This window comes from Nocardia grenadensis NBRC 108939, assembly GCF_001613445.1.
GTDB classification, from domain to species: Bacteria; Actinomycetota; Actinomycetes; order Mycobacteriales; family Mycobacteriaceae; genus Nocardia; species Nocardia grenadensis.
The window spans coordinates 59,285-82,024 of sequence record NZ_BDCJ01000008.1 but is presented as its reverse complement, the minus strand read 5'-3'; the positions used below and the strand labels follow the sequence as shown (position 1 = coordinate 82,024).

Below are 22,740 nucleotides of genomic sequence, written 5' to 3'. Positions count from 1 at the left end.
ACCCACCCGGAACAGGCGAAGTACCCCGGCAGTCGGTAGCTGCCGGGGTCCTTCTCTGTCCGAACCTACCCGGAGAACAACATGAGCAGCCCGAAGATCACCACGGCCGGCGGGACCAGGTAGATCCACCACATCGGGAAAGGCTTCACGACCGGCGCCTTGCCCTCGCGCTGCAGCTGCGCCAGGTGCCGCTGGCCACGCACCTCGCTCGGTGTAGACGATCGCGGTCGCTCGTAGCGCGGCACCGGACACGTCGGCGAGACGTGCACCGCCGCGTAGCACCGCGGGTTACCGCACGGGTAGCCCAGGTCATAGCGCAGCGGGTTCAGGCGGTCCATACCTCCATCATCGCCGCGGGCACAGACTTTCGGAAGCAAAGAGCGCTGGGCCAGGGCGGTAGTTCATGCTCTACGACATGCAGAAGAACATTCGCAAACTGGCGAGACCTTTCCGGGACGGTGACTGGCCGAACCTAGGGTGTCCGGTATGCGGGGAAGGTGGCCTCGGAGTTGGGCTTTTCGAGTGGGAGCATCAGACGGGCGAGAAGGACCACGAGGACGACCCAACTTATCTTCGGGGCCGTTTCTATCTCCGGTTAGTGTGCGGTCGAGCGCTGTGCACGTCGTGGATCATCGTCACCGGCGACTACACCACCGATTGGGAAGTCGACGATAGGAGCTACTTGAACGTGTGGCCGATGCTGACCGTGCGGACGATCGTTCCGCCGATCCCGGTCATAGAGCTGACCGATGATGTCCCCGACTCCGTCCGGGCCGCCATCGTCCGCGCCTCGGGCTTGATATGGCTCGACCCACTCGCCTTCGCTGGAGCGTTGCGGACCGCGGTTGAGCGCCTGATGGACGAGCAGGACATTCTGGTGCGACCGGCTGGGCAGGAACCTGTGAAACTCCATCACCGACTGGTGGAGTTCGAGAAGGTGCAGCCCCAAGCTGGGCAGCTGCTGTTGGCGGCGAAGTGGGTTGGAAACACCGGCGCTCACGAAACCACCGCATTCACCGTTGCCGACGCGTTGGATACTGCGGAAATGGTCGAGGTCGCACTCGGAGTCGTCTACGCCAAGGACAACTCGGCGCTCCTCTCGCGCGCGAGCCGGATCAACACCGCAAAGAGACTTGTTCCCTAAGACGCCTGGTGCAGATCAGCGGTCGAATTCCCGGTCGTTCTGTTGCTCCGGCCGGGGCCCCCTGCGTACGGCGCTCGCCCGCTGACCGGCCAGGCTCGGTTTCGTCGGCCGGGGTGCCGCTTTCCGCTCGCTCGCCTTCCGGGTGATGTGCCCGAACTCGTCGACCATGTCATAGCCGGGCCGACCCGCCAGCGCGACCCGGTTGGCCTGCCACGCCTGGTTCGCCATGGCCAGTTCGGGTTCGATTTCGCCCGCGGGGACCCGATCGACCATCGCGTTGGCCCGCACGAGCGACACCCACGCCGGTGAACCTTCGCTGCGGTCGTACTCGCGCTTCGGGTCGATCCCCGCGTGGCGCATGTGGATCTCGGTCAGGCTCTGGCGCGCCTTGAACGCCATCGCAGCCGCCAACCGCTCCCGATCGCCGGCCGCCAGCGTCTCCTGCACGGCGAGCAGGCAATCGGTCAACGCGTACAGCAACGCCACATTCGCGGTGACCGGGTTCTGCGTCGACCACAACCACCGCGATATCTGCCGCAACCCCCGCTCACGCTCACGCTGCTGCGGGGACAGTGCCCGCGCCCGCCGGTGGGAGGCGGGCTGATCACCAGCCCGGCCGAGCTGCCGCGCCAGCTGGTGGACCGGGCCCGGTGAGCGTTCGACGTTGACCGACAACGCCTCGAACATCCCCGCCGCCTGCGACGCCGCCCGGCACCACTCGTCACGATCAGCCTCCGGGATCGTGCGGGTGTGCGCGCTCCACCGCGCCAGCTCATCGATCACCCGCCGCTCATCGAGCTCCGAACCGATCTTCGGGCGCCCGAACTGATCCAAGCCCTTACGCCACTCCGACAGGGCCTCGGCCTGCGCCTCCGGCGACTGATCCCACCCGGCCCAGTGCCGCAGCGCGGGCAGGGTCAGGTCCTTGGCCAGATATCCACCGCTGAAGGTCAGGGCCTTCTCCAGCTTCCCGTCGGCGTTGCGCTGCGGCCGCATCTCCACCTTGTAGCCGCCGACCTCCTCTTGCCCGCCCTTCTCCCACCGGGGCCGCGGCAGGATCCCGACCGCGCGCAGTTCACGCAACCACTCCGCTTCGCTGCCCGCGGCCGCCGCGATCGCACGCACCCGCCGCTCCATCGCCTCGCGGTCGGTTTCCGGTGCACCGATCCGCTCCTGACGGGCCCGTTCGGCCGGGGTGGTGGCCCGTTCGGTGCCGCGCTCCTCCCGCGACGCCAACACCTGCAACCCGTACTTGTGCTCCAACCGGTTACAGGCCTGCTGCGCCCGGACCTGGTCGAGATACAAACTCGCGCACGACCCGTCCGAGCGCACCACCGCCATCGCGATGTGGATATGGTCGCCTCCGCCGGCGTTGAGCCCGTGGTGGATCGCCGACCACCGGGTATCGGGCACATCGTCGTCACGGTGGGCGAAACCCATCATCTGCATGAAGTCGTGAGCGATCGCCGCCCAGGTCTCATCGCTGAGCGTGCCCTCCTCCGGCGACAAACTCAGCGAGCAGTGCCACGTGTTGTGATCGCGGGTCGCCTCCGCAACCGCCGCCGCCCGGTCCATCCCTTGCTCCATCAACGCCCGGGCTTTCGCGCGGTCGACCGACGGAACGGGGGCGCCGCGCAGGATCAGCTGCCGCGGGGAATCCAGCAGACGCGCAAGCTCGGCCGCCTGCATCGTCGACAACGGCCGGCCACCGTAGATCGCCTCCACCACCGTGTCCCCGGCGATCACCCGCTGATCGCGGTGCTCGTTGGCCCGGCCCTTACCCGCCAAATACACCAGCAGGTTGGACATGTAGCTGCCCTTTTTGATGTTCGGCATCATGAGCCGGTCACCGCCCCGGCGAATCGGCCTCGGCCCACTCGCTACTGAGCGCGAGATCCTCATCGACGTCGATCGACGTGTCACTCGTCGCCGGGCCCAGCCCCATCACCCACCGTGCCGCCGTCTCCAACCCGATCGAGGCCCGGGTGCTGGCGTACAACGCATCCCGCAGACGCGCCACCAGCTCCTCCGGGAACACCGGAGCGTCCTTGTGCTGGTGGGTGTAGCGGACCAACTGGTTCAAGTTGTTTCGCTCGCGCCGGACCTGTTCGTCGACCTCCAGCAAGCCCATCACCGCGTGCGCCCGGCCGGCCTCCACGCGGCCCTCCGACTTCGCCGACTCGACCAGCAACCGCGGCAGGGTCATCCCCGCCTTGGTCGCCGCGTCGGCGAACTCTGCGTACTCGGGGGTCGAGGAGCACCGGCGAGAAAAGTACCGGTAGCGACTCATTCCGTACTGGAGACCATGTTTCCGTGATCGTGATCAGGCGCTATCGCACATAGTTTCGCGAGTGGATCCCGCGACGAGGTCATCTGCGCCTGTTCGGTGCTTGAACTGCCGCACATAGCGCGCCACTATCTGCGCTAATTCCTTAGCGTGACTTTTCTCGCGGATGTTCCCGGACCCCCCTCTTCCGGAGGACCGGGTCCGCCGAGCCACGCCCGGTCGCCGACGGGGATTAGCGTCATACCACCGTGGATCCGGCGGTGAACTGTGCGGCGAATTCGCCGCTGGGCGGTATCTCGGTGATGACATCGATCAGCACCCCACTCGGATCCGCGACGATGAAATGCCGCTGCCCGAAATCCTCGGAGCGGATATCGAGTTCGGCCCGCAACCCGCCTCGCACGACCAGCCGTTCCCATTCGGCGTCGACATCGTCGACCTCGAAGTTCAACAGCAGGCCCTGGACCGGTTTGCGGTACCCCGCGGGGACAGTCGGGTGCGTATGGTCCAGCAGCGCCAGCTCGTAGTACCGCTCGCCCTCGGTCCGCCGCAGGCTGACGTACCAGTCCGCCGCGAAGGTGATCTCGAATCCGAACCAGTGGGTGTAGAAATCGCGCGCCTGCGCGATCCGAGTGGTGCCGATGACCGGGTAGAAGCTGCCTAGTGTCATACCTGCCTCTTTCGCGCCGAAGTTCACATACCGATGGTATGCGAACTAGGCTAGGTCGCATACCATCGGTATGTCAATGGAAGGTTCGCAATGGCCGGATCGCTGCGCGCCCAGCAGCGGGCACAGACCCGCGCAACCCTGCTACACCAGAGCAGGAAGCTATTCGCCACCAAAGGTTATGCCGCCGTGGGTCTTTCGGAGATCGTCACCGCGGCAGGCGTCACCAAGGGTGCGCTCTACCACAATTTCGACAGCAAACTCACACTGTTCCGCGCGGTCCTGGAGGATGTGCAATCCGAGGTCGGCGACCGCGTCGCCGCCGCCGCGGATACCGAATCGGACCCGTGGACCCAGCTCGTCACCGGCTGCGAAACCTTCCTGACCAGCTGCACCACCCCCGAGATCCAGCGCATCATGCTGATCGACGGTCCCGCGGTCCTGGGCTGGCAGGAATGGCGCGCCATGGACGAATCCGCCGCCGGCCGCCACCTCGAAGAAGCGCTCACCGCACTCGTCGCCGCGGGCGTACTCCCACCCCAGCCCATACCGCCGCTCACCCACCTCCTGTCCGGCGCCATGAACGAAGCCGCCCTCTGGCTGGCCACCTCTCCCGGCCCCGATGCCCTGTCCGACACCCTGACCTCGCTGCGCCGGATCCTCGAAGCCCTCCGCACCGCACCGGCCCCCTGAACATGGAGCAGCACTTTCCACAACCGAATTCGCAGTAGCGGCCCAGGCCGGGTTGGGGATGCCGATATCGGTTCGCTTCCACACCTCCGAGGGGATACGCGATGCCCGATACGTCGCAGGCGTCCGCGATTCGGGCATCGGTCGATCAGCTGCTCGCCGCGGCCGACCCGTTCGACCCGGCCACGGTCGCCACCGTCTTCGCGACCGAGTTACGCGAGATCCTGTGTCCGAACACCTTTCATGCGGGAATTCACCGGCTCCCCGGGCACCAGCCCGTTCGAAAGCGTCCCCTGCGGATACCGCGGCCCTACTCACCGGCTTCGCTGCACCTGACAGCACCGACCATCCGGGCGGGCGAGTCGTGCGCCAGAACGAACTACGCGGATATCGGTTGCCGACATTGAATTTTCTTGTCCCGGCGAGCGCTTGTTGCAGTGCCCGCACAGCGGCGCTGACATTCGGCCCACTCCATCCACCGACCCCCACCCGGTCACGATATGCGCAGTGCGGCTCCCGCGCGGGGCAATCCGAGCGGGCCCGAAGTGCGGCCGGACAGCCTGCGAAGTCCTTCCCCGAACCCCGCGACCGCGATCGCGCCGGCGGGCGCCCGGCGCCGATCCATCCTGCTCGCCACCACGACTTCCGGGCCCGTGCCCGAAGCGGTCAACACACACCGCGCGTCCCAGCGGCCCCTCAGGTCACCGGGCGCCGCACCCGCGAAGTGTCCACACCGATCTCGTCGCCGGCCCGGGTGCGCGGTCCCAGTTCGGCGAGTTCGTTTCCCGCGAGGTCGGTCAGCGTCGACCGGGCCTCACCGGCGGTGAACGCATTGCGCTCACCCCACTGCCGCAATGCCACGATGGTCGTGAACAGATCTTTGCCCGCGTCGGTCAGCTCGTAGCTGTGCCGCTTCCCGCCGGGAACTGTACTGGTGGCCAGGATGCCGTTGTCGACCAGCCTGCGGAGCCGGTCCGCCAGAATATTGCGGGAGATCCCGAGCCGCTGCCGGAAGTCGGTGAACGACGCCGTGCCATCCATGGCGTCTCGAACGATGAGCAGAATCCATCGATCGCCGACGAGGTCCACCGTCCGGGCCACCGGGCAGGTGGGATCGGTCCATTCGCGGTCGGCGCCGAGGTCCATCGATTCACCCCATCTCTTCGGTTGCATTTCGAAACCATCTTGCCATATCTTCGAATGGTTGCATATTGCTACCAATTGGAGGCGGGCATGGATTCCGCGAAGCCACAGCGACTGCTCCCGGCCGCGGTGTGCGCCGTGGCAGTGGCCACGATCTACGCCATCCAGCCGGTTCTCGAAAAGGCCGGTGCCGAGCTGGGACTGGCGCCGGAATCGCTGGGCCGGCTGGTCGCGGCCGGGCAGATCGGGTATTTCGCGGGCCTGGTTCTGCTGGTACCGCTCGGCGACATACTGGACCGGCGACGGCTCATCATCGGCCAGCTGCTGCTCACCGGTGCCGGAGCCGCGACCGCGGCGGCCGCACCGAATGCGGTCGTCGCCGCGGCAGGCCTGGCGGTCGCGGGTCTGTTCGCGGTCGTCGTACAGATCACCGTCGTCTATGTCGCGGCGGTCTCCGCACCAGACGAGCGGGGACGCAATATCGGCACGGTCACATCGGGAGTGGTGATCGGCATCCTCGGGATCCGGGTCCTGGCCGGACTACTGGGCGACACCGTCGGCTGGCGCACCGTCTACCTCCTGCTCGCCGTGGCCTGCGCCGTGCTCGCGGTGACGGTCCGGATGAGACTCCGGCCGGACCCCAGTACATCCAGCGGCCGATGCTCGCGGGCACCGAGAGCCAGGAGAGAGCCGAGTGCGAACGGCCGGTTACTTCTGAGCCGGGGCGTCATCACGTTCTTCGTCTTCGCCTCGTTCGGCACCCTGTGGAGCGGCCTGGCGCTACCGCTGGGTGCGCAACCCTGGACCTTCGGCACCACCGAGATCGGGCTCTTCGGCCTGGCCGGGGTCGCCGGAGCCGTCGGAGCCGGCCGGGCCGGCCGCTGGGCCGATTCCGGTCACGCACAGACGATCAGCGGCTGGTCGCTGCTCCTGCTGGCCGCGTCCTGGCTCCTGATCGCGCGGGCCGAATCGACCCTGTGGCCACTCGTCCTCGGTATCGTCACGCTCGACTTCGCCGTGCAGGCCGTACATGTCAGCAGCCAGCATCTGCTGACCACCGCACATCCGGCCCGCGCCGGCAGGGTCATCGGCGCCTACATGGCGTTCTACTCTCTCGGCTCGGCCCTGGGCGCCATCACGACGACCTGGGCCTACACGACATGGGGATGGCAGGCTTCCTGCCTGACCGGTGCGCTCTACGCGCTCGGGGGGTTCACCACCTGGGGAATCACCCGGTCGGCGACAACCGCCCGCCCGGCCGGAGCCGATCCGGCTACGCCCTCCGCGGACTCGCGCGGTGTTCCCGGTCCACTGCCATGAGCCGGTCGAGTGCGTCGCGGGCGGCCGGCCGCGAGCCGGACCGGCCTTCGATCACCCTTCGCCGGACATCCCGGCCGTACCCCCTCCGGTACGGTCCGCGCGCGCGGCGGTGATCTCGCCGGCATGGTCCACTGCCCAATCGGCCAGCGCCGAAAGCGGGACCAGCAACGTTTCCCCCAGCGGGGTGAGCCCGTACTCGACGGCCGGTGGGACCGTCGGGTACACCACGCGATCGATGAGCCCGTCGTCCTCGAGCGCGCGCAGGGTCCGGGTCAGCATGCGCTGACTGATGCCCTCGATCGAGCGGTGCAGTTCGTTGTAGCGATAGCGGCGTTCGGCCAGCAACGCGATCACCAACAGGACCCATTTGTCGCCGATCCGACTCATCAGCCCCGAAACCGGGCACGCCGCGTACTCCGCCACCGGCACCGGCGTGGGGAGTGCGGCGGCGGCAATGGAGGGCACATCCGTGTGCGCACCGGACATAATTGTGCCTTCTTTCGCTTCCGGTGGCCGCTGCCGAGGATGAGTACAGCAGTCGGATCCACGGAGGTGTGATGTCCAGAACCATTCTTATCAGCGGCGGCACGGACGGCATGGGTCGCGCGATCGCCCTCGAACGTCTCACCCGCGGCGACCGGGTCGTGGCGATCGGCAGCAACCCGGCCAAGGGCGAACAGCTCACGGCCGCGGCCGGAGCGGACGCGGACCGGCTCCGCTTCGTCCGCGCCGACCTGAGTTCGGTGACGGAGGTGGAACGGGTGGTCGGCGAGATTCGCGCCGCCTATGACCGCGTGGACGCGCTGCTGCTCTTCGCGAACCGCACGACACCGAAACGCGTCCAGACCGCCGAGGGTTTCGAGCACACCTTCGCGCTGTACTACCTCAGCCGATATCTGCTGTCGCACCAGCTGGTTCCACTACTGGAACGTGCCGCCCGTCCGGTGATCGTCAGTATCGCCGGGGTCGGTGTGCAGAAGGGCGCGATCCACTGGGACGATCCCCACCTCACCCGCGGCTACAGCGTGGTCGGCGCCCAGCTACAGGCCGGGCGGGCCAACGACCTGCTCGGTGTCTCGTTCGCCGAAGAGCACGGCGACAAGATCAAAGTCGTTCTCTACCATCCCGGTTTCACCAGAAGCGGCGATCTCTCCCCGCTCGGTTTCCTCACCAGAACCGCGATCCGTTCCCTGGCCGCGGTCGCCGCACGCCCCGTACGCGAATCGGTGCGCCCACTCCACGATTTCATCGACAACCCGCCCGCGGAACCACTCACCGCAGTCGACCGCGGCCGCACCCTGGACCTCTCACTCCCCTCACTCGATCCCGGCAATGCCCGCCGCCTCGCCCGGCTCACCACTGATCTCCTGGCCGCGCGAACCTGAACCGGCACCGAGATCCGGGCCTGGCGACTGGCGGCCGAGACGCGTCGGAGTCGGCGTTCCCCGGGTGGCCGGGCAGGTGCTCACCGAGCTCACCCAGCGGTCCCGCTACCTTCGCGCCGCCGAGCCCTACCAGGGTTGATGTGGAACCGCCCCTCCTTGTACACCGCCGTGTCCGGCGCATCGTCGTCCGAGTCGCCGGAGTCCGCTGGATCCGGCAGTTCCGCCCTCTCCTCGCGGACGATCCGCGCCCGCGCCGCGCCGGGATCGAACATCTCCTGGAACGGCCCGGCGAACGCCCCCCCGAGGCCACGGTGCTCGGCTCGAATAGCCGCCCACCCGAACAGCACCAACGGGCCGATGGTGACGATCAGCAGGAGCGAGTCCCGTCCATGCCCACGAGCGTACCGAGGGCCACCTTCGCTCCCCGCCGGCCTCGATAACGTGTTGGGACGGTCTGCACCGTCTGACGGCCCGGCGGCGGCCTGAGCGTGGATCTCAGGCCACCACCCGAACGCCGCGATCCGGAGAATTACCCCTTGAGCAGCGCGCGGGACATGACCACCCGCTGGATCTGATTGGTGCCCTCGTAGATCTGAGTGATCTTGGCGTCGCGCATCATTCGTTCCACCGGGAAATCGGTGGTGTAGCCGGCCCCACCGAACAACTGGACCGCGTTCGTGGTGACCTCCATCGCTACGTCGGAGGCGAAGCATTTGGCGGCGGCGGAGATGAAGCCGAGGTTCGGTTCGCCACGCTCGGCGCGGGCAGCGGAGGTGTAGACCATCAGCCGGGCGGCTTCGATCTTCATTGCCATATCGGCCAGCATGAACTGGGTGTTCTGGAAGTCGGCGATGGACTTGCCGAACTGTTTGCGGTCCTTGGTGTAGGCCAGGGCGGCGTCCAGGGCGCCCTGGGCCAGGCCGACGGCCTGCGCGCCGATGGTGGGGCGGGTGTGGTCGAGGGTCTGCAGGGCGGTTTTGAAGCCGGTGCCCGGTTCACCGACGATGCGGTCGCCGGGGATTCTGCAGTTCTCGAAGTACAGTTCGGCGGTCGGTGAGCCCTTGATGCCGAGCTTGTGTTCGAGCGGGCCCACCACGAAGCCTTCGTCGTCCTTGTGCACCAGGAACGCGGAGATACCGTTGGCGCCCTTGTCGGGGTCGGTGACGGCCATGACGGTGTACCAGGAGGATTTGCCGCCGTTGGTGATCCAGCACTTGGATCCGTTGATGATCCAGTCGTCGCCCTCCTGGCGGGCGCGGGTGCGCATACTGCCCGCGTCCGAGCCGGCTTCCCGCTCGGACAGCGCGTACGAGGCCATTTCGCCGTCGACGATATCGGCGAGGACCTTCTGTTTGAGTTCCTCGGAGCCGTTGAGGATCATGCCCATGGTGCCGAGCTTGTTCACGGCCGGGATCAGCGAGGAGGAACCGCAGACGCGGGCGACCTCTTCGATGACGATGCAGGTGGCCACGGAATCGGCACCCTGGCCGCCGTATGCCTCCGGGACGTGCACGGCATTGAAGCCGGCGGCGTTGAGCGCGGAGAGGGCTTCCTCGGGGAACCGGGCGTGCTCGTCGACGTCCTTGGCGTACGGGGCGATTTCCTTCTCGCACAGGGCGCGGATGGCCGAACGCAGCTCATCGTGGAAGTCCGCCAGCTTGAACAGATCGAAATCCGGGTTTCCCGCCATTGGGTTCACTCCTGTTGCGTACGGGGGCGGCGCCGATAATCGGCACTCAGTGTCAAGACCTCGGCCCAGTATACCGCTCGCTATCTCTAGTTCGTCCGTCACGTTCTGGCACTCAGTGTCAATCGGTGGGCGCTTCTGCCAAACTACCCAGCCGTTGCCGCAGCAGTTCGGCGACATGCCGGACGGGCAGGTCGCGGCGGAATACGGCGAGCACCAGATCGTCCTCACCGCCCGGGCGCCGGCCACCCCGGGGGATCTCGCCGAGCGCGGCCCGCAGATCGCCGGGCCGCGCCGCCGATTCGCCGCGGATCATCCGGCGCAGCAGATAGTTGTGGGTGGCGGTCACCGCGGCCGCGAACTGGACGCGGGCCAGATCGGGGGAATCGGGCAACCGCTCGCGCAGATAATCGGTGAACAGGCGCTCGTAACGGAAGACGGTCACGATCTCCCGGTCGCGCAGCGCCGGGACCCGGCGCACCACGCGATAGCGCCGCTCGGCGATATCGCGCCAGCGGGTGAACCGCTCGAACACCCCGACCGCGGCCTCACAGACCGCGTCCCACGGGTCGAGCTGCGCCTGCTGCAGATACTCCTGCGCCGCGGCGAGCTGGGCCTCGTGATCGGCGAAGATCACATCCTCTTTGGACCGGAACTGCCGGAAGAACGTCCGCCGCGATATCCCGGCGGCCTCGGCTATCTCATCCACCGAGGTCGCCTCGTAGCCCTGATCCGCGAACAAACGCAACGCCTCGTCCACGACACCGAGCCGGAAGCGGACTAGCTCGGCGCCGCCGACTCGGCGGCCGGTTTCCTCGTTGTCCATGGCGACACGGTAGCGAGCGGCCGGCCGGGCGCGTCCGCGCCGGCCGTCGAGCGCCGTATGGCGAACAGCACACCGGTCGTGCGGGCCGGCGTGGTGCGGTCGGCCGACGGCCGACCACGCGAACGGCTCTGCCCGGGACGCCCGCCCCGGGCAGTCGCGTTCAGCCCAACAAGCGCGCGCGCAGCGCCTCGTCTTTCTCGAGCACCATGGTTTCCAGCCCGGCCTGGAACTGTTCCATCCGCTCGCGCAGCGCCGGATCGTGCGCGCCGAGAATCCGGGCGGCCAGCAGGCCGGCGTTGCGGGCACCGCCGATCGACACAGTGGCCACCGGAACCCCGGCGGGCATCTGGACGATCGAGAGCAGCGAATCCATACCGTCGAGGTACTTCAGCGGAACCGGCACACCGATCACGGGCAGCGGGGTCGCCGAGGCGACCATGCCCGGTAGATGCGCGGCGCCACCCGCACCCGCGATGAGCACCCGCAGCCCCCGGCCCGCGGCGCCGCGGGCGTAGTCGAGCATGCGCTGCGGCGTCCGGTGCGCGGACACCACCCCCACCTCGAAACGGATCCCGAACTCGGCCAGCGCCTCGGCGGCGGCCTCCATCGTGGGCCAGTCGGAATCGCTTCCCATGATCAACCCGACCACCGGGGAGCCCGGAACACTGCTTTCCACCACGTCACTCATGCGGGTCCCATCCGTCGGTCCATACCGCGTGCGACATCCAGTGCGCCGCGCGCTCGGCTCGTTCCCGTACCACCGCGACATCGTCGCCGAGCACGTTCACATGCCCGATCTTGCGGTCCGGGCGTTCGCCCTTGCCGTAGAGGTGCACCTTGGCGTCCGGCATCCGGGCGAACAGGTGGTGCAGGCGTTCGTCCATCGACATGGCCGGCGCCTCGGGCGCTCCGAGGATATTCGCCATCACCGTCACCGGCGCGAGCGGGCGGGTATCGCCGAGCGGGTAGTCGAGCACCGCGCGCAGATGCTGTTCGAACTGGCCGGTGCGGGCGCCGTCCATCCCCCAGTGCCCGGAGTTGTGCGGACGCATGGCCAGCTCGTTGATCAGCAGAGTGCCGTCGGTGGTCTCGAACAATTCCACCGCCATCGCGCCGACCACCCCGAGATCCGCGGCGAGCCGCAGCGCGAGCCCCTCGGCCTCGGCGGCCAGCTCCTCGTCGAGATCGGGCGCCGGGGCGATCACCACAGCGCACTGACCACGGCGCTGCACGGTCTCCACCACCGGCCAGGTCGCGGCCTGACCGTACGGCGAGCGCGCCACCATGGCCGACAGCTCGCGTTTCAGCGGGACCCGCACCTCGGCCAGCAGTTGCACGCCCACGCCGAGCTGTTCGGCGACGATCTTCGCCGCGGCGTCGGCATCCTCGGGCATCCACACGCCGCGCCCGTCGTAGCCGCCGCGGATCGCCTTGAGCACGATCGGCCAGCCGTGCTCTTCGCCGAAACCCACCGCCGCGGCCTCCGACTCGACCACGGTGAACGCGGGGACGGGCAACCCGCGCGCGGACAATTCCGTGCGCATGGCCAGTTTGTCCTGGGCGAAGCGCAGCGCGTGCGGTGGCGGAAGCACATTCACCCCCTCCGCGATCAATGCCTCGAGGTGCTCGGTGGGCACATGCTCGTGATCGAAGGTGAGCGCGTGCGCACCGGTCGCCGCCCGGCGCAACGCGCCGAGGTCGGAATGGCTACCGAGCACCACGTCGGGGCTCACCTGGGCCGCCGGGTCGTCCGGCCGTTCGGCGAGCACCCGGAGCCGCTGCCCCAGCTCGATGGCCGCCTGATGCGTCATCCGCGCCAGCTGCCCGCCACCGATCATGGCGACGGTCGGCATCGCGGCAGGGTCGAAACTACGTGCGTTCACGTCGGTCAATACTGTCACGTCCTGCGCGAACGGCAGCTGGCGGTATGCTCCGGACTTGTGTCATTCGTCGACGACGTGGTCAGCGTCCTGCCGCGACCTCTCCAGGAGATCGCCTACCGCCAGCGCGAGCTCATCAAGTTCGCCATTGTCGGAGCGACCACGTTCGTTATCGACGGCGGGATCTTCTACATCCTGAAGTGGACGGTGCTGGAGGAGAAGCCGGTCACCGCGAAGATCATCTCCGGTGTCATCGCAGTCATCGCCTCCTACATCCTCAACCGCGAATGGTCGTTCAAGAACCGCGGCGGGCGGGAACGCCATCACGAGGCACTGCTGTTCTTCGCGGTCAGCGGAGTGGGCGTGGTGCTGAGCATGGCGCCGCTGTACCTCTCCCGCTACGTCTTCCAGCTGCACCAGCCCACGGTCAGCTTCATGGTGGAGAACATCGCCGACTTCATCAGCGCCTACATCATCGGCAACCTGCTGCAGATGGCGTTCCGGTACTGGGCTATGCGGCGCTGGGTCTTCCCCGACGAGGTCGACGAGATGCTCGAACAGCTCGAAGAGTATGTGGAAGAGGAGCACGACCGGCGCACGCTCGGCCGCTGACCTCCCGCGACCGCTCAGCGCGGCTCCCCCACCACCCGCGTCTCCACCCGCGCGGCCAGCGGTTTGCCGAGGAACACCGCGAACAGCGCCGGCCGCCGCCGCTGCAGCTCCAGCCGGCCGCCGTCGGCCTCGATCAGGGCACGTGCCAACGCGAGTCCGACACCCGTGGATCCCGCGCCGGAGAAACCACGATCGAAGATATGCGGCGCCAGCTCGTCGCTGACCCCCTCGCCTTCGTCGGCGACCTGCACACACACCAGCGGTTCGCGATCCTGCCCGGGACGCACGGTGCGCACCGATACCGTGCAGGTACCGCCGCCGTGCATCAGGGCGTTGTCGACCAGCACCGTCACCGCCTCCCGCAATCGGGACCCGGACATGGGCGCCCGTAGCGATTCGTCACCGGTCAGGTACAGGGTGCGCCCGGCCTCCCGGAAGGGATGCGTCCACTCGGTCACGATGCCGCGCAGCTCGTCCATCACCGGGACCGGGTCGCGGTCGGTGGCGTCCTCGTCGCGCGAGGCCCGGACGAGATCGTCGATGGCCTCGGTCAACCGGTCGACCTGGGCCATGGCCTCCTCGGCCTCGTGCACCACCGCCGGATCGGTGTGCGCGGACAGTTCGTCCAGCCGCAACCGGACCGCGGTCAACCGACTGCGCAACTGATGGGACACGTCGGCTACCAGCGCGTGCTCACGTTGCAGCCGGCCGGCGATCTCGACGGTGGCCGAATCGAGCACATCGGAGACACGATCCAGTTCGGCGATACCGTGGCGGCGCGGATCCGGGCGGAAATCGCCCATGGCGAGCCGGGCGGCTCTGGCGGCCACATCACGGATGGGGTCGGCGACGCGGCGCGCGGTGACGATGGCGACCGTGATCGCCGCACCCAGTGAGATCGCCACGGCCAGCGCCACCCCGGCCACCGCCTGTCGCTGCCGGGCCTGCATCGGGGTCGCGGGCACCTCGAGTCGCAGTGATACATCGGTACCCATCGACAACGACTCCACCAGCGGGTCGGTCACCGTGGCGGCGCCGACCTCGACCTTCACCGCCGTATCCTCCGGCGCCGGATACACGACGGTGAGCCGCCCGCCCTCGGGCACCAGCGGCTGCACAGTGCGCAGATCGAGGCCGCCGCTGATCACCCCGCTGCCCTCTTCCTGACCGATGACCTCCGCGGAGATCAGTTCCAGTCGGCTGCGCAGATCGTTGCGGGTGATGTCCTCCACCCACAGCCACGCCGTATAGGTGAGCGGCACCCCGAGCACGACAGTGGTGAGCATCAGCACGGTCAGCATGGACCGCAGAATCCGCCGCCGCACGTCAGTCGGTGTTCAACCGGAAACCGACACCGCGCACAGTGACGATCCGCCGTTCCGCCATCGGGCCCTCGTCGCCGATCTTGCGCCGTAACCAGGACATGTGCATATCCAGGGTTTTGGACCCGCGCAGTTCGGCGTCGCCCCAGACCTCGCGCAGGATCGTCTCCCGGGGCACCACCTGACCGGCCCGATCGATCAGTACCTTGAGCAGCTCGTACTCCTTGTTCGCCAACCCGACTTCCACTCCGTTGACCAGTACCCGCCGTGCCGCCGGTTCCAGGCGGATCCCGCCGACCTCCACAGTGTCGTCGCCGATCCCGCTGCGGCGCAGCAGGGCGCGGACCCGGGCCAGCAGTTCGGCCAATCGGAAGGGTTTCCCGACGTAGTCGTCGGCACCGGCGTCCAGACCAACCACGAAATCGACCTCGTCGGTGCGGGCGGTGAGCATGAGTACAGCCATCTCGGCGCCCCGGGCCCGCACCTGCCGGCACACCTCCAGACCGTCCATTCCCGGCAATCCGAGATCGAGGATCAGCAGATCATGGTGTCCTTCCAGTGCCCGGTCCAACACCGCGGGACCGAAGCTCTCCACGGTCACCGAATACCCCTCGCGGCCCAGCGCCCGCGAGAGCGGCGCCGCGATGGCCTCGTCGTCTTCGCCCAGCAATACGGCGGTCATGCGACAAGATTACGGTCCACCGGCCCGGTACCCGCGTGCTCACGCCCGGGCAGCGGCCCGCGGCGCCGGGATCAGAAGCCGCCGTACCGGGGCGCCGCCTCGAAAACCTGGTGATAGAGCAGCGCGTGCACCTGTTCCACATCCGGGATATCGCTGTATTCCAGGGGTTCTTCGGATGACGATCCGATGATCAGTTCTCCGGTCCCGAACATCCGGTCGACCAGTCCGTGCCGGAACTGGACACTCGAGATCCGGCTCATCGGGATATCGATACCGGTGTGGGTCATCACACCTTCCCGGACCAGCACCCGGCGATCGGTGACGATGAAATGGGTGGATTTCCAGGTCACGATCGGCGCGATACTGCGCCATGCCAGCAGCAACAGCCATACGACCAGCACCACGAGCAGCAGGATCGTCCGCCACGACTCGTCGGCGGTACGCCACACCAGGCCGCCCAGGAAGCCGGCCACCGCGGTCACCACGATCAGGGTGATGATGGGCCAGAACAGCATCTTCCAATGCGGATGGGTGTGCAGGATCAACTCTTCATCGGGCGCCAGCGCATCCTCCGGATAACCCATGAGCGCACATTACCGCGTTTTTGGCGCCGCCTGCGGCGTCGCGGAGTTGAGGCCCCCTGGTGTCCGGCCGTTTCGGCCCCGGGACTCGAGCCTTCGGCTCCTGCGCTTTCGAGGCCGAACCGGCGAGACGGGTCTCACCCCTTCGAGGTGTCTCGCAAAAATCGACCTATGTGGGTCGCGTCGGCAAGCAAGGTCCGGATCAGGCGCCGACTCGACCGCCCTACGGTTCCCGCGTGTGCGCCCACCGATTTCTCAGTCCCCGGGCCGCAGGTGCGTCACATCTCCCGCCGCGACCGCCCGGTCCTCGATCAGCAGTCGCCCCGCCGAATCGATATCGTGCGCGACCCCGGTCAGCACCCCACCTCCCGGCAGTTCCGCCCGGACCCGGGAGCCCAGTGTCGCGCAGCGTTCCCGGTAAGCGTCGGCGAGTGTCTCCGCGGCCCATCCGGATTCCTGCCACCGGGCGTAGCGGCGGGCGAACTCGGTCAGGAAGGACAGCACCAAGCGGGTGCGGTCGATATCGGTGGCGCCGCTGAGGAGCAGCGAGGTGGCGTGCGGTACGGGGAGTTCTTCCGCGGTGAGGGTGACATTCATCCCGATACCCACCACGATCGCCGGGCGGGGCCCCGCGGTGGCGACTTCGGCCAGGATGCCGGCGACCTTGCGCCCCTCGATCAGCACGTCGTTGGGCCATTTCAGGGTGGCGGGCACCCGGGCGGTCGTCGTGAGCGCGTCGACCGCGGCGATTCCGGTGAGCAGCGGCAACCAGCCGAGCGCTTCAGGATCCAAGTCTTCGGGCCGAATGAGCAGGGACAGCGCGATCTGCGCGCGCGGCGGACCGGCCCAGGCGCGGGCGAGCCGGCCGCGACCGCACTCCTGCGCTTCGGCGACCAGTACGACACGATCGATCTCCGAGTCTGCGGCGCGCGCGATCAGGTCCGCGTTGGTGGATCCGGTCGATTCGATCACGTCGATTCCGGTGTAGAACGCCAGTTCCGGAGTTCCGGTCAGCGCTCGCCGTAGATGTTCGACGTCCAACGGTGGCCTCTGCACCAGGGCAGGGTACTGGCCGGGGTCGGTGGTCACCGCACGGCGGGTGCGGTGACCACCGGGTCCAGCCGGCGAGGTCGTAGCCGGTGGGCCGGGAATCCGCGGATATCGCCTCGTTCTCCACGGTGTCGGGCTCTTCGGATTCGGTCTCGGCGACTGTTTCGGTGATGGTCGGTTCCGGCTCGTTCACCCGGGTGAACGCCAAGGCCTCCGGGAATCGGCCGTCTCGAGATGTCCAGTGCCACATAGCGGGCCACCTCCCCTCCGTGTTCCAAAAGTGGCCTGCTGCAAGGGTATTGCCCGGCACCGCAGAGCGAAAGCGAATTAATCGCCGGCGCGCGCTCACGAACCGCACGGGTTAGGCTTGTGACGGATCACCGTGGCGTGTCGTGTGGACGTTCGCCGCGATTCGCGGTACACATATGAACCGGTGACGACTTGTCCACCTGGGGTTTTCCGGACCGGGTTCTACTCACCAGTAGCAGGATCTGGGTTAACAGCACTGTGCGCCTCTGGTTACACTCCGAGCCATGACGAGTGTCCAGCAGCAGCCCACGCCGGATTCGGCAGGTGCGCCCGATATCCACACCACCGCCGGCAAACTGGCTGACCTGCGGAATCGGCTGGAAGAAGCCCAGCATCCAATGGGTGAGGCCGCGATCGACAAGGTGCACGCCAAGGGCAAGATGACCGCGCGGGAGCGCATCCTCGCCCTGCTCGACGAGGGCTCTTTCGTCGAGCTCGACGCCCTGGCCCGGCATCGCAGCGTGAACTTCGGCCTCGACAAGCAGCGCCCGCTGGGCGACGGCGTGGTGACCGGCTACGGCACCGTCGACGGCCGCGAGGTGTGCATCTTCAGCCAGGATGTCACCGTGTTCGGTGGCAGCCTCGGCGAGGTCTACGGCGAGAAGATCGTCAAGGTCATGGACTTGGCGCTCAAGACCGGCCGGCCGCTGATCGGTATCAACGAGGGCGCCGGCGCTCGTATCCAGGAGGGCGTGGTCTCGCTCGGCCTCTACGGCGAGATCTTCCACCGCAATATCCAGGCCTCCGGCGTCATCCCGCAGATCTCGCTCATCATGGGCGCCGCCGCGGGTGGGCACGTGTACTCCCCCGCGCTCACCGACTTCGTGGTGATGGTCGATCAGACCAGCCAGATGTTCATCACCGGGCCGGACGTCATCAAGACCGTCACCGGCGAAGAGGTCACCATGGAGGAGCTGGGCGGTGCCCATACCCACATGGTGAAGTCCGGTTCCGCGCACTATGTGGCCTCCGGCGAACAGGATGCCCTCGACTACGTCAAGGATCTGCTGTCCTACCTGCCGAGCAATAACCGCGCCGAGGCGCCGCGCTTCCCGGCCTCGGACCCGATCACCGGTGCGATCGAGGAATCGCTCACCGAAGAGGACATCGAACTCGACACGCTGATCCCGGATTCGCCGAACCAGCCCTATGACATGCACGAGGTCATCCGCCGGCTGCTCGACGACGACGAATTCCTGGAGATCCAGGCCGAGCGGGCCATGAACATCATCGTCGGCTTCGGCCGGGTCGACGGCCGCAGCGTCGGTATCGTCGCCAACCAGCCCACCCAGTTCGCCGGCTGTCTCGATATCGACGCCTCGGAGAAGGCCGCGCGGTTCGTCCGCACCTGCGACGCGTTCAATGTACCGATCATCACCCTGGTGGATGTGCCCGGCTTCCTGCCCGGTACCGACCAGGAGTACAACGGCATCATCCGGCGCGGCGCCAAGCTGCTCTACGCCTACGGTGAGGCCACTGTGGGCAAAATCACGATCATCACCCGGAAGGCCTACGGTGGCGCCTACGACGTCATGGGTTCCAAGCATATGGGCGCCGATGTGAACCTGGCCTGGCCTACTGCCCAGATCGCTGTGATGGGTGCCTCCGGCGCGGTCGGGTTCGTGTACCGCAAGAAGCTGGCCGATGCCGCCCGCGACGGCTCCGACGTGGACAAACTGCGGCTGGAACTGCAGAACGAGTACGAGGACACGTTGGTCAATCCGTACGTCGCCGCCGAGCGCGGTTACGTGGACGCGGTGATCCCTCCGTCGCATACTCGCGGCCAGATCGTCTCCGCGCTGCGCCTGCTGGAGCGGAAGATGGTGACCATGCCTCCGAAGAAACACGGCAACATCCCGCTGTGATCCGGCGATACGCTCTGTAGGCCGCACACTGATTTCGGGTACGCGATCGGTGAGAGAAGATCGAGCGGGTTCCGTTGAACCGCGCGAGCCCGCTCGAGGCAAGAGAGAGGATCTGGCACTGTGACGATTGTGGCAGAAGAAGAAGTATTGGCCGCAGCGGAACTGGACCTCGCGACCAGGGATGTGCCGGCCGATACCGCGACCGAAGCCGCCGCGGGCACTGCTGCCGCGACAAACGGGGAGAAGCCGTTCCTCGTGATCGAGAAAGGCGCGCCGACCGACGCCGAGATCGCCGCGCTGGTGTGTGTATTCACCGCTGCCGCGGCCGCGGGTTCGGCGCCCGCCGATTCCGGCTCGCAGGATCTCTGGGGTAAGCCGACGATGATGCACCGCGGGAACTCCCCGTTCTCGCCGTACTCCTATCCGCAGCTGTCGCATCTGCGTTTCTGACACCGACCTCAGGAGAACTTCACACGTGACCCGGCTGGTCCTCGCGTCCGCGTCGCCCGCCCGTCGGTCGGTACTGCGCGCCGCGGGCATCGAACCCATTGTCCGAGTGTCGGATGTGGACGAGGATGCCGTGGCGGCAGCCCTGCCGGCCGGTACCGGGCCTCGGGAAGTGGTCGTCGAACTGGCCCGGGCGAAAGCCCGGGCCGTAGCGTCCACCCTGGCCGACGATCCACCGGACACCGATCTCCTCGTCGTCGGCTGCGATTCCATGCTGCTGATCGACGGCGCACTCCAGGGCAAACCCCATACACCGGAGGTGGCGCTGGCGCGCTGGCAGGCCATGGCCGGGCATTTCGCGGATCTGGTCACCGGGCACTGCGTCCTGCGCGTACGCGATGGCGTCGTCACCACCGAGGCGATCGACTGCAGCGCCACCACCGTGCACTTCGGTAAACCCGATCCCGCCGAACTGGACGCCTATATCGCCACCGGCGAACCGCTGCAGGTGGCGGGCGCGTTCACCCTCGACGGGCTGGGGGGCTGGTTCGTCGACCGGATCGACGGTGACCCCTCCAGCGTCGTCGGGATCGGATTACCACTGTTGCGCCGACTGCTCCAGGAAGTGGGCGTTGGCGTCGCCCAGCTGTGGGCCGACCGCACCTGAGGGGGGACCGCCGCGGAATGCCCGGCCACCCTGCTGCCTCGCGGACGGCGCCAGCGGCCCGGTAGCGGGCGGGAACGGGTCCGACTCCAGAGAGGCGGACGCGGGCGGCAACTGACTACCCGGCGGCACCGCCTGACCCGATACCCGCGACAACCGCGCCGCCTGCCCGGCGGCCGCATCGATATGCCCGGGCTGCGGGAGGCGGCGTGCGGCCGTGACCGCGGAGTCGGCCGCTTCCGTGGCCGGAGCCTGCGCCGGTGGCGGACCCACCCGCCGTAGCCGCACCTCGCACATCTCCTCGGTCACGAAAGGCACGAGTTCGGCCTCGACCGCACCCTGGGCCCCGGAACGCTCCAGCAGCGCCGCCAACAGCCCGCGATGCACCCCGCACACCACTTCGGTATGCGTTCGCGCCAGATCGCGCAGCGGACAGGCCGTCAGCCGGACCACCGCGCCCTGGTCGGGGTCACGCACGGCGCTCTCCCGCCCGTCCCGTTCAGGGGCGAAACCCAGCTCCGACATCAGCGAGACGACGCGGTCCTTGGCATCACGCACCGACTCGACCGGTTCGCCTGCGGTATCGAGTTTGTCTCCCCAGGCGCGCCCGGCCGCCCGGCCGGCGGCCGCCTGCCGCTCCGGATCGGGTCCCAGCTGGTCGGCCAGCACCTGGGCCAGGTCCTGATAGCCGATGGTCCGCTGGACCGCCCGGTAACCGATCCGCGGCCGGCCCCGGCCGCGCGGCGGCTGCTGGAACTGCCGGACCAGTGACTCCCGGGTGAGGATGTCGAGATGGAACCGCACCGTGGTGACATGCTGGCCGGTGATCTGTGCCAGCTGCTGCGCGTCCAGGGGCTCGCTCGCGCCGCGGAGGATCGCGAGCAGGCGCCGCCGCGGCCAGGAATCAGACATGCTCACCCCTCCTTCGGGGAGACTTTATCGGAGACATGTGCGATCAAATCGCCCATTGCACCGACTCTGTGCTCATCAACAGATTCACGTCAAGCCACACTTACTATCCACAGTGCGGCTCGAACCTGTCGTCAGCACTGCCCGCCTCCTGTGAAGGAACCCGAACGTGCCCGTCGCCCCGGACCCATATCCCGCCTTCGCTTCCTATGCGCACCCACACCGTCTGGTAACCACGGAATGGCTGTCGGCAAACCTCGGCACGCCCGGTTTGAAGATCATCGAATGTAATGCCGACGTCCTCCTCTACGGCATAGGCCATGTTCCCGGGGCCAGCAAGCTCGACTGGCGCAGCGACCTCGACGACCCGGTGACCCGTGACTATATCGATGGCGAGCGGTTCACCGCACTCATGCGCGCCCGCGGCGTCGAATACGACGACACCGTCGTGTTGTACGGCAATGACGGTAACTCGCACGCCGCACACGCGCTGTGGCTTTTCACCATGTTCGGACACCGGGACGTCCGGCTGCTCGACGGCGGTCGCGACGCCTGGGTCGCCGAGGGCCGCGATATGGTCTTCGAAACCCCCGAACCGGCGTGCAGCCGGTATCCGCAGGTCGAGCGGGACGATACATCGATCCGCGCTTTCCGCGACGATGTCCTCGAGCACCTGGGCGAACCGCTGGTCGACGTGCGCTCCCCGCACGAATACGCGGGCGACCCCGGCGAGGGCGGCCCCGGCACCGCCCTGCGGGGCGGCCACATCCCCACCGCGGTCAACATTCCCTGGACCAGCGCCCTCACCGCCGGTTCCCGCTTCCGCGGCCGCACCGAACTGGACGAGATCTACGGCACCATCGAGCCGGGCCCGGTCACCGTCTACAGCGGTGTCGGCGAACGCTCCAGCCACACCTGGTTCGTCCTGAAGTATCTGCTGGGCCACGAGACGGTACGCAACTACGACGGCTCCTGGACCGAATGGGGAAACTCGGTCCGCATGCCCATAGCCACCGGCGGGGTGTGACGGGAGCTCCCCGTGCCCGCAAAACAGGAGGTCCGCCCGGCCACCTGCAACCTTCGAGGTGTCTCGTAAAACAGTGAGGATGGTGGCGGCCCCGCAGTTGGCTTGTCCTGACCCGTCGTACAACTCGACGCATGCGGTGGCTCGACGCATGCGGTGGCGTCTCGACTCATGTGGTGGCGTGGGGCGGACGTGGTCGAGGCCCGTCTCGCCCCTTGGCCGAAGGCGCTCAAAGGTCGCTCTCCA

At 67.7% G+C, this 22,740-nt stretch carries 24 protein-coding genes; 9 read left to right on the top strand and 15 right to left on the bottom strand.

Annotated features, from left to right (window positions below; translation table 11 throughout):
• Positions 1–65: 65 nt before the first annotated feature.
• The gene (locus NGR01S_RS09450; protein ID WP_063035801.1) at positions 66–338 is read right to left on the bottom strand and encodes a hypothetical protein; all 273 of its coding nucleotides are present in this window, start codon (positions 336–338) and stop codon (positions 66–68) included.
• Positions 339–415: 77 nt separating this feature from the next.
• Between NGR01S_RS09450 and NGR01S_RS09445 the strand changes: the two genes are divergently transcribed.
• Complete coding sequence (locus NGR01S_RS09445) at positions 416–1,144, top strand: DUF4145 domain-containing protein (protein WP_169811887.1); 729 nt, start codon at positions 416–418, stop codon at positions 1,142–1,144.
• 15 nt (positions 1,145–1,159) lie between these two features.
• Here the strand turns inward: NGR01S_RS09445 and NGR01S_RS09440 are convergent, their stop codons facing one another.
• The 3 genes from NGR01S_RS09440 to NGR01S_RS09430 all read right to left on the bottom strand — a co-directional run bounded on the left by NGR01S_RS09440 (position 1,160) and on the right by NGR01S_RS09430 (position 4,101).
• Positions 1,160–2,980, bottom strand: coding sequence for a relaxase/mobilization nuclease domain-containing protein (locus tag NGR01S_RS09440; RefSeq protein WP_245664507.1), 1,821 nt, complete (start codon positions 2,978–2,980; stop codon positions 1,160–1,162).
• Positions 2,981–2,990: 10 nt separating this feature from the next.
• Positions 2,991–3,434, bottom strand: a complete 444-nt coding sequence (locus NGR01S_RS09435) for a MobC domain-containing protein (protein WP_063035798.1) — start codon at positions 3,432–3,434, stop codon at positions 2,991–2,993.
• A gap of 235 nt (positions 3,435–3,669) precedes the next feature.
• On the bottom strand, positions 3,670–4,101 hold the full coding sequence (locus tag NGR01S_RS09430) for a VOC family protein (protein ID WP_063035797.1): 432 nt from the start codon (positions 4,099–4,101) through the stop codon (positions 3,670–3,672).
• A 90-nt stretch (positions 4,102–4,191) separates the two neighbouring features.
• Between NGR01S_RS09430 and NGR01S_RS09425 the strand changes: the two genes are divergently transcribed.
• Positions 4,192–4,791 carry a TetR/AcrR family transcriptional regulator gene (locus tag NGR01S_RS09425; RefSeq protein ID WP_063035796.1) on the top strand — a complete coding sequence of 200 codons (600 nt, stop codon included), beginning with the start codon at positions 4,192–4,194 and terminating at the stop codon, positions 4,789–4,791.
• Between the two features lie 693 nt (positions 4,792–5,484).
• Here NGR01S_RS09425 and NGR01S_RS09415 read toward each other — a convergent pair.
• Entirely contained in the window at positions 5,485–5,961 is a 477-nt protein-coding gene (locus NGR01S_RS09415) for a winged helix-turn-helix transcriptional regulator (RefSeq protein ID WP_245664506.1), read from the bottom strand.
• Positions 5,962–6,021: 60 nt separating this feature from the next.
• Here NGR01S_RS09415 and NGR01S_RS09410 point away from each other — a divergent pair, with 60 nt between their 5' ends.
• On the top strand, positions 6,022–7,251 hold the full coding sequence (locus tag NGR01S_RS09410) for an MFS transporter (RefSeq protein WP_084480593.1): 1,230 nt from the start codon (positions 6,022–6,024) through the stop codon (positions 7,249–7,251).
• 51 nt (positions 7,252–7,302) lie between these two features.
• On the opposite strand, the gene NGR01S_RS09405 is transcribed toward NGR01S_RS09410, so the two are convergent.
• A complete protein-coding gene (locus NGR01S_RS09405) occupies positions 7,303–7,737 on the bottom strand; it encodes a winged helix-turn-helix transcriptional regulator (protein WP_063035793.1) in 435 nt (144 codons plus the stop codon).
• Between the two features lie 71 nt (positions 7,738–7,808).
• Here NGR01S_RS09405 and NGR01S_RS09400 point away from each other — a divergent pair, with 71 nt between their 5' ends.
• Complete coding sequence (locus NGR01S_RS09400; RefSeq protein WP_063035868.1) at positions 7,809–8,636, top strand: SDR family NAD(P)-dependent oxidoreductase; 828 nt, start codon at positions 7,809–7,811, stop codon at positions 8,634–8,636.
• Positions 8,637–9,165: 529 nt separating this feature from the next.
• Here NGR01S_RS09400 and NGR01S_RS09390 read toward each other — a convergent pair.
• From NGR01S_RS09390 to NGR01S_RS09375, 4 genes are all read right to left on the bottom strand, one after another.
• Complete coding sequence (locus NGR01S_RS09390; RefSeq protein WP_063035792.1) at positions 9,166–10,326, bottom strand: acyl-CoA dehydrogenase; 1,161 nt, start codon at positions 10,324–10,326, stop codon at positions 9,166–9,168.
• 118 nt (positions 10,327–10,444) lie between these two features.
• Positions 10,445–11,149 (bottom strand): TetR family transcriptional regulator, encoded by a 705-nt coding sequence (locus tag NGR01S_RS09385; RefSeq protein ID WP_063035791.1) that lies wholly within the window; start codon positions 11,147–11,149, stop codon positions 10,445–10,447.
• A gap of 160 nt (positions 11,150–11,309) precedes the next feature.
• Positions 11,310–11,783, bottom strand: coding sequence for a 5-(carboxyamino)imidazole ribonucleotide mutase (gene purE / locus NGR01S_RS09380; protein ID WP_063035865.1), 474 nt, complete (start codon positions 11,781–11,783; stop codon positions 11,310–11,312).
• Positions 11,784–11,829: 46 nt separating this feature from the next.
• Positions 11,830–13,002, bottom strand: a complete 1,173-nt coding sequence (locus NGR01S_RS09375; RefSeq protein ID WP_084480591.1) for a 5-(carboxyamino)imidazole ribonucleotide synthase — start codon at positions 13,000–13,002, stop codon at positions 11,830–11,832.
• Between the two features lie 87 nt (positions 13,003–13,089).
• On the opposite strand from NGR01S_RS09375, the gene NGR01S_RS09370 reads away from it, so the two are divergent.
• Positions 13,090–13,641 (top strand): GtrA family protein, encoded by a 552-nt coding sequence (locus NGR01S_RS09370; protein WP_063035789.1) that lies wholly within the window; start codon positions 13,090–13,092, stop codon positions 13,639–13,641.
• A 14-nt stretch (positions 13,642–13,655) separates the two neighbouring features.
• On the opposite strand, the gene NGR01S_RS09365 is transcribed toward NGR01S_RS09370, so the two are convergent.
• The 4 genes from NGR01S_RS09365 to NGR01S_RS09350 form a co-directional block, all read right to left on the bottom strand.
• Positions 13,656–14,966: a sensor histidine kinase gene (locus NGR01S_RS09365; protein WP_063035788.1), complete on the bottom strand. Its 1,311-nt coding sequence runs from the start codon at positions 14,964–14,966 to the stop codon at positions 13,656–13,658.
• A gap of 1 nt (position 14,967) precedes the next feature.
• The gene (locus NGR01S_RS09360; protein WP_030522487.1) at positions 14,968–15,645 is read right to left on the bottom strand and encodes a response regulator transcription factor; all 678 of its coding nucleotides are present in this window, start codon (positions 15,643–15,645) and stop codon (positions 14,968–14,970) included.
• Between the two features lie 71 nt (positions 15,646–15,716).
• The gene (locus NGR01S_RS09355; protein WP_063035787.1) at positions 15,717–16,229 is read right to left on the bottom strand and encodes a PH domain-containing protein; all 513 of its coding nucleotides are present in this window, start codon (positions 16,227–16,229) and stop codon (positions 15,717–15,719) included.
• A 252-nt stretch (positions 16,230–16,481) separates the two neighbouring features.
• Positions 16,482–17,282: a biotin--[acetyl-CoA-carboxylase] ligase gene (locus tag NGR01S_RS09350; RefSeq protein WP_063035864.1), complete on the bottom strand. Its 801-nt coding sequence runs from the start codon at positions 17,280–17,282 to the stop codon at positions 16,482–16,484.
• A 527-nt stretch (positions 17,283–17,809) separates the two neighbouring features.
• Here NGR01S_RS09350 and NGR01S_RS09345 point away from each other — a divergent pair.
• The 3 genes from NGR01S_RS09345 to NGR01S_RS09335 all read left to right on the top strand — a co-directional run bounded on the left by NGR01S_RS09345 (position 17,810) and on the right by NGR01S_RS09335 (position 20,564).
• Positions 17,810–19,450, top strand: a complete 1,641-nt coding sequence (locus tag NGR01S_RS09345; RefSeq protein ID WP_063035786.1) for an acyl-CoA carboxylase subunit beta — start codon at positions 17,810–17,812, stop codon at positions 19,448–19,450.
• Positions 19,451–19,570: 120 nt separating this feature from the next.
• Complete coding sequence (locus NGR01S_RS09340; RefSeq protein ID WP_063035785.1) at positions 19,571–19,900, top strand: acyl-CoA carboxylase subunit epsilon; 330 nt, start codon at positions 19,571–19,573, stop codon at positions 19,898–19,900.
• Between the two features lie 25 nt (positions 19,901–19,925).
• Positions 19,926–20,564, top strand: coding sequence for a Maf family protein (locus NGR01S_RS09335; protein WP_063035784.1), 639 nt, complete (start codon positions 19,926–19,928; stop codon positions 20,562–20,564).
• Here NGR01S_RS09335 and NGR01S_RS32390 read toward each other — a convergent pair.
• Complete coding sequence (locus NGR01S_RS32390; RefSeq protein ID WP_245664505.1) at positions 20,493–21,473, bottom strand: transcriptional regulator; 981 nt, start codon at positions 21,471–21,473, stop codon at positions 20,493–20,495. The genes NGR01S_RS09335 and NGR01S_RS32390 overlap by 72 nt on opposite strands.
• Positions 21,474–21,639: 166 nt before the next feature.
• Here NGR01S_RS32390 and NGR01S_RS09325 point away from each other — a divergent pair, with 166 nt between their 5' ends.
• The gene (locus NGR01S_RS09325; protein WP_063035783.1) at positions 21,640–22,497 is read left to right on the top strand and encodes a sulfurtransferase; all 858 of its coding nucleotides are present in this window, start codon (positions 21,640–21,642) and stop codon (positions 22,495–22,497) included.
• Positions 22,498–22,740 lie beyond the last annotated feature (243 nt).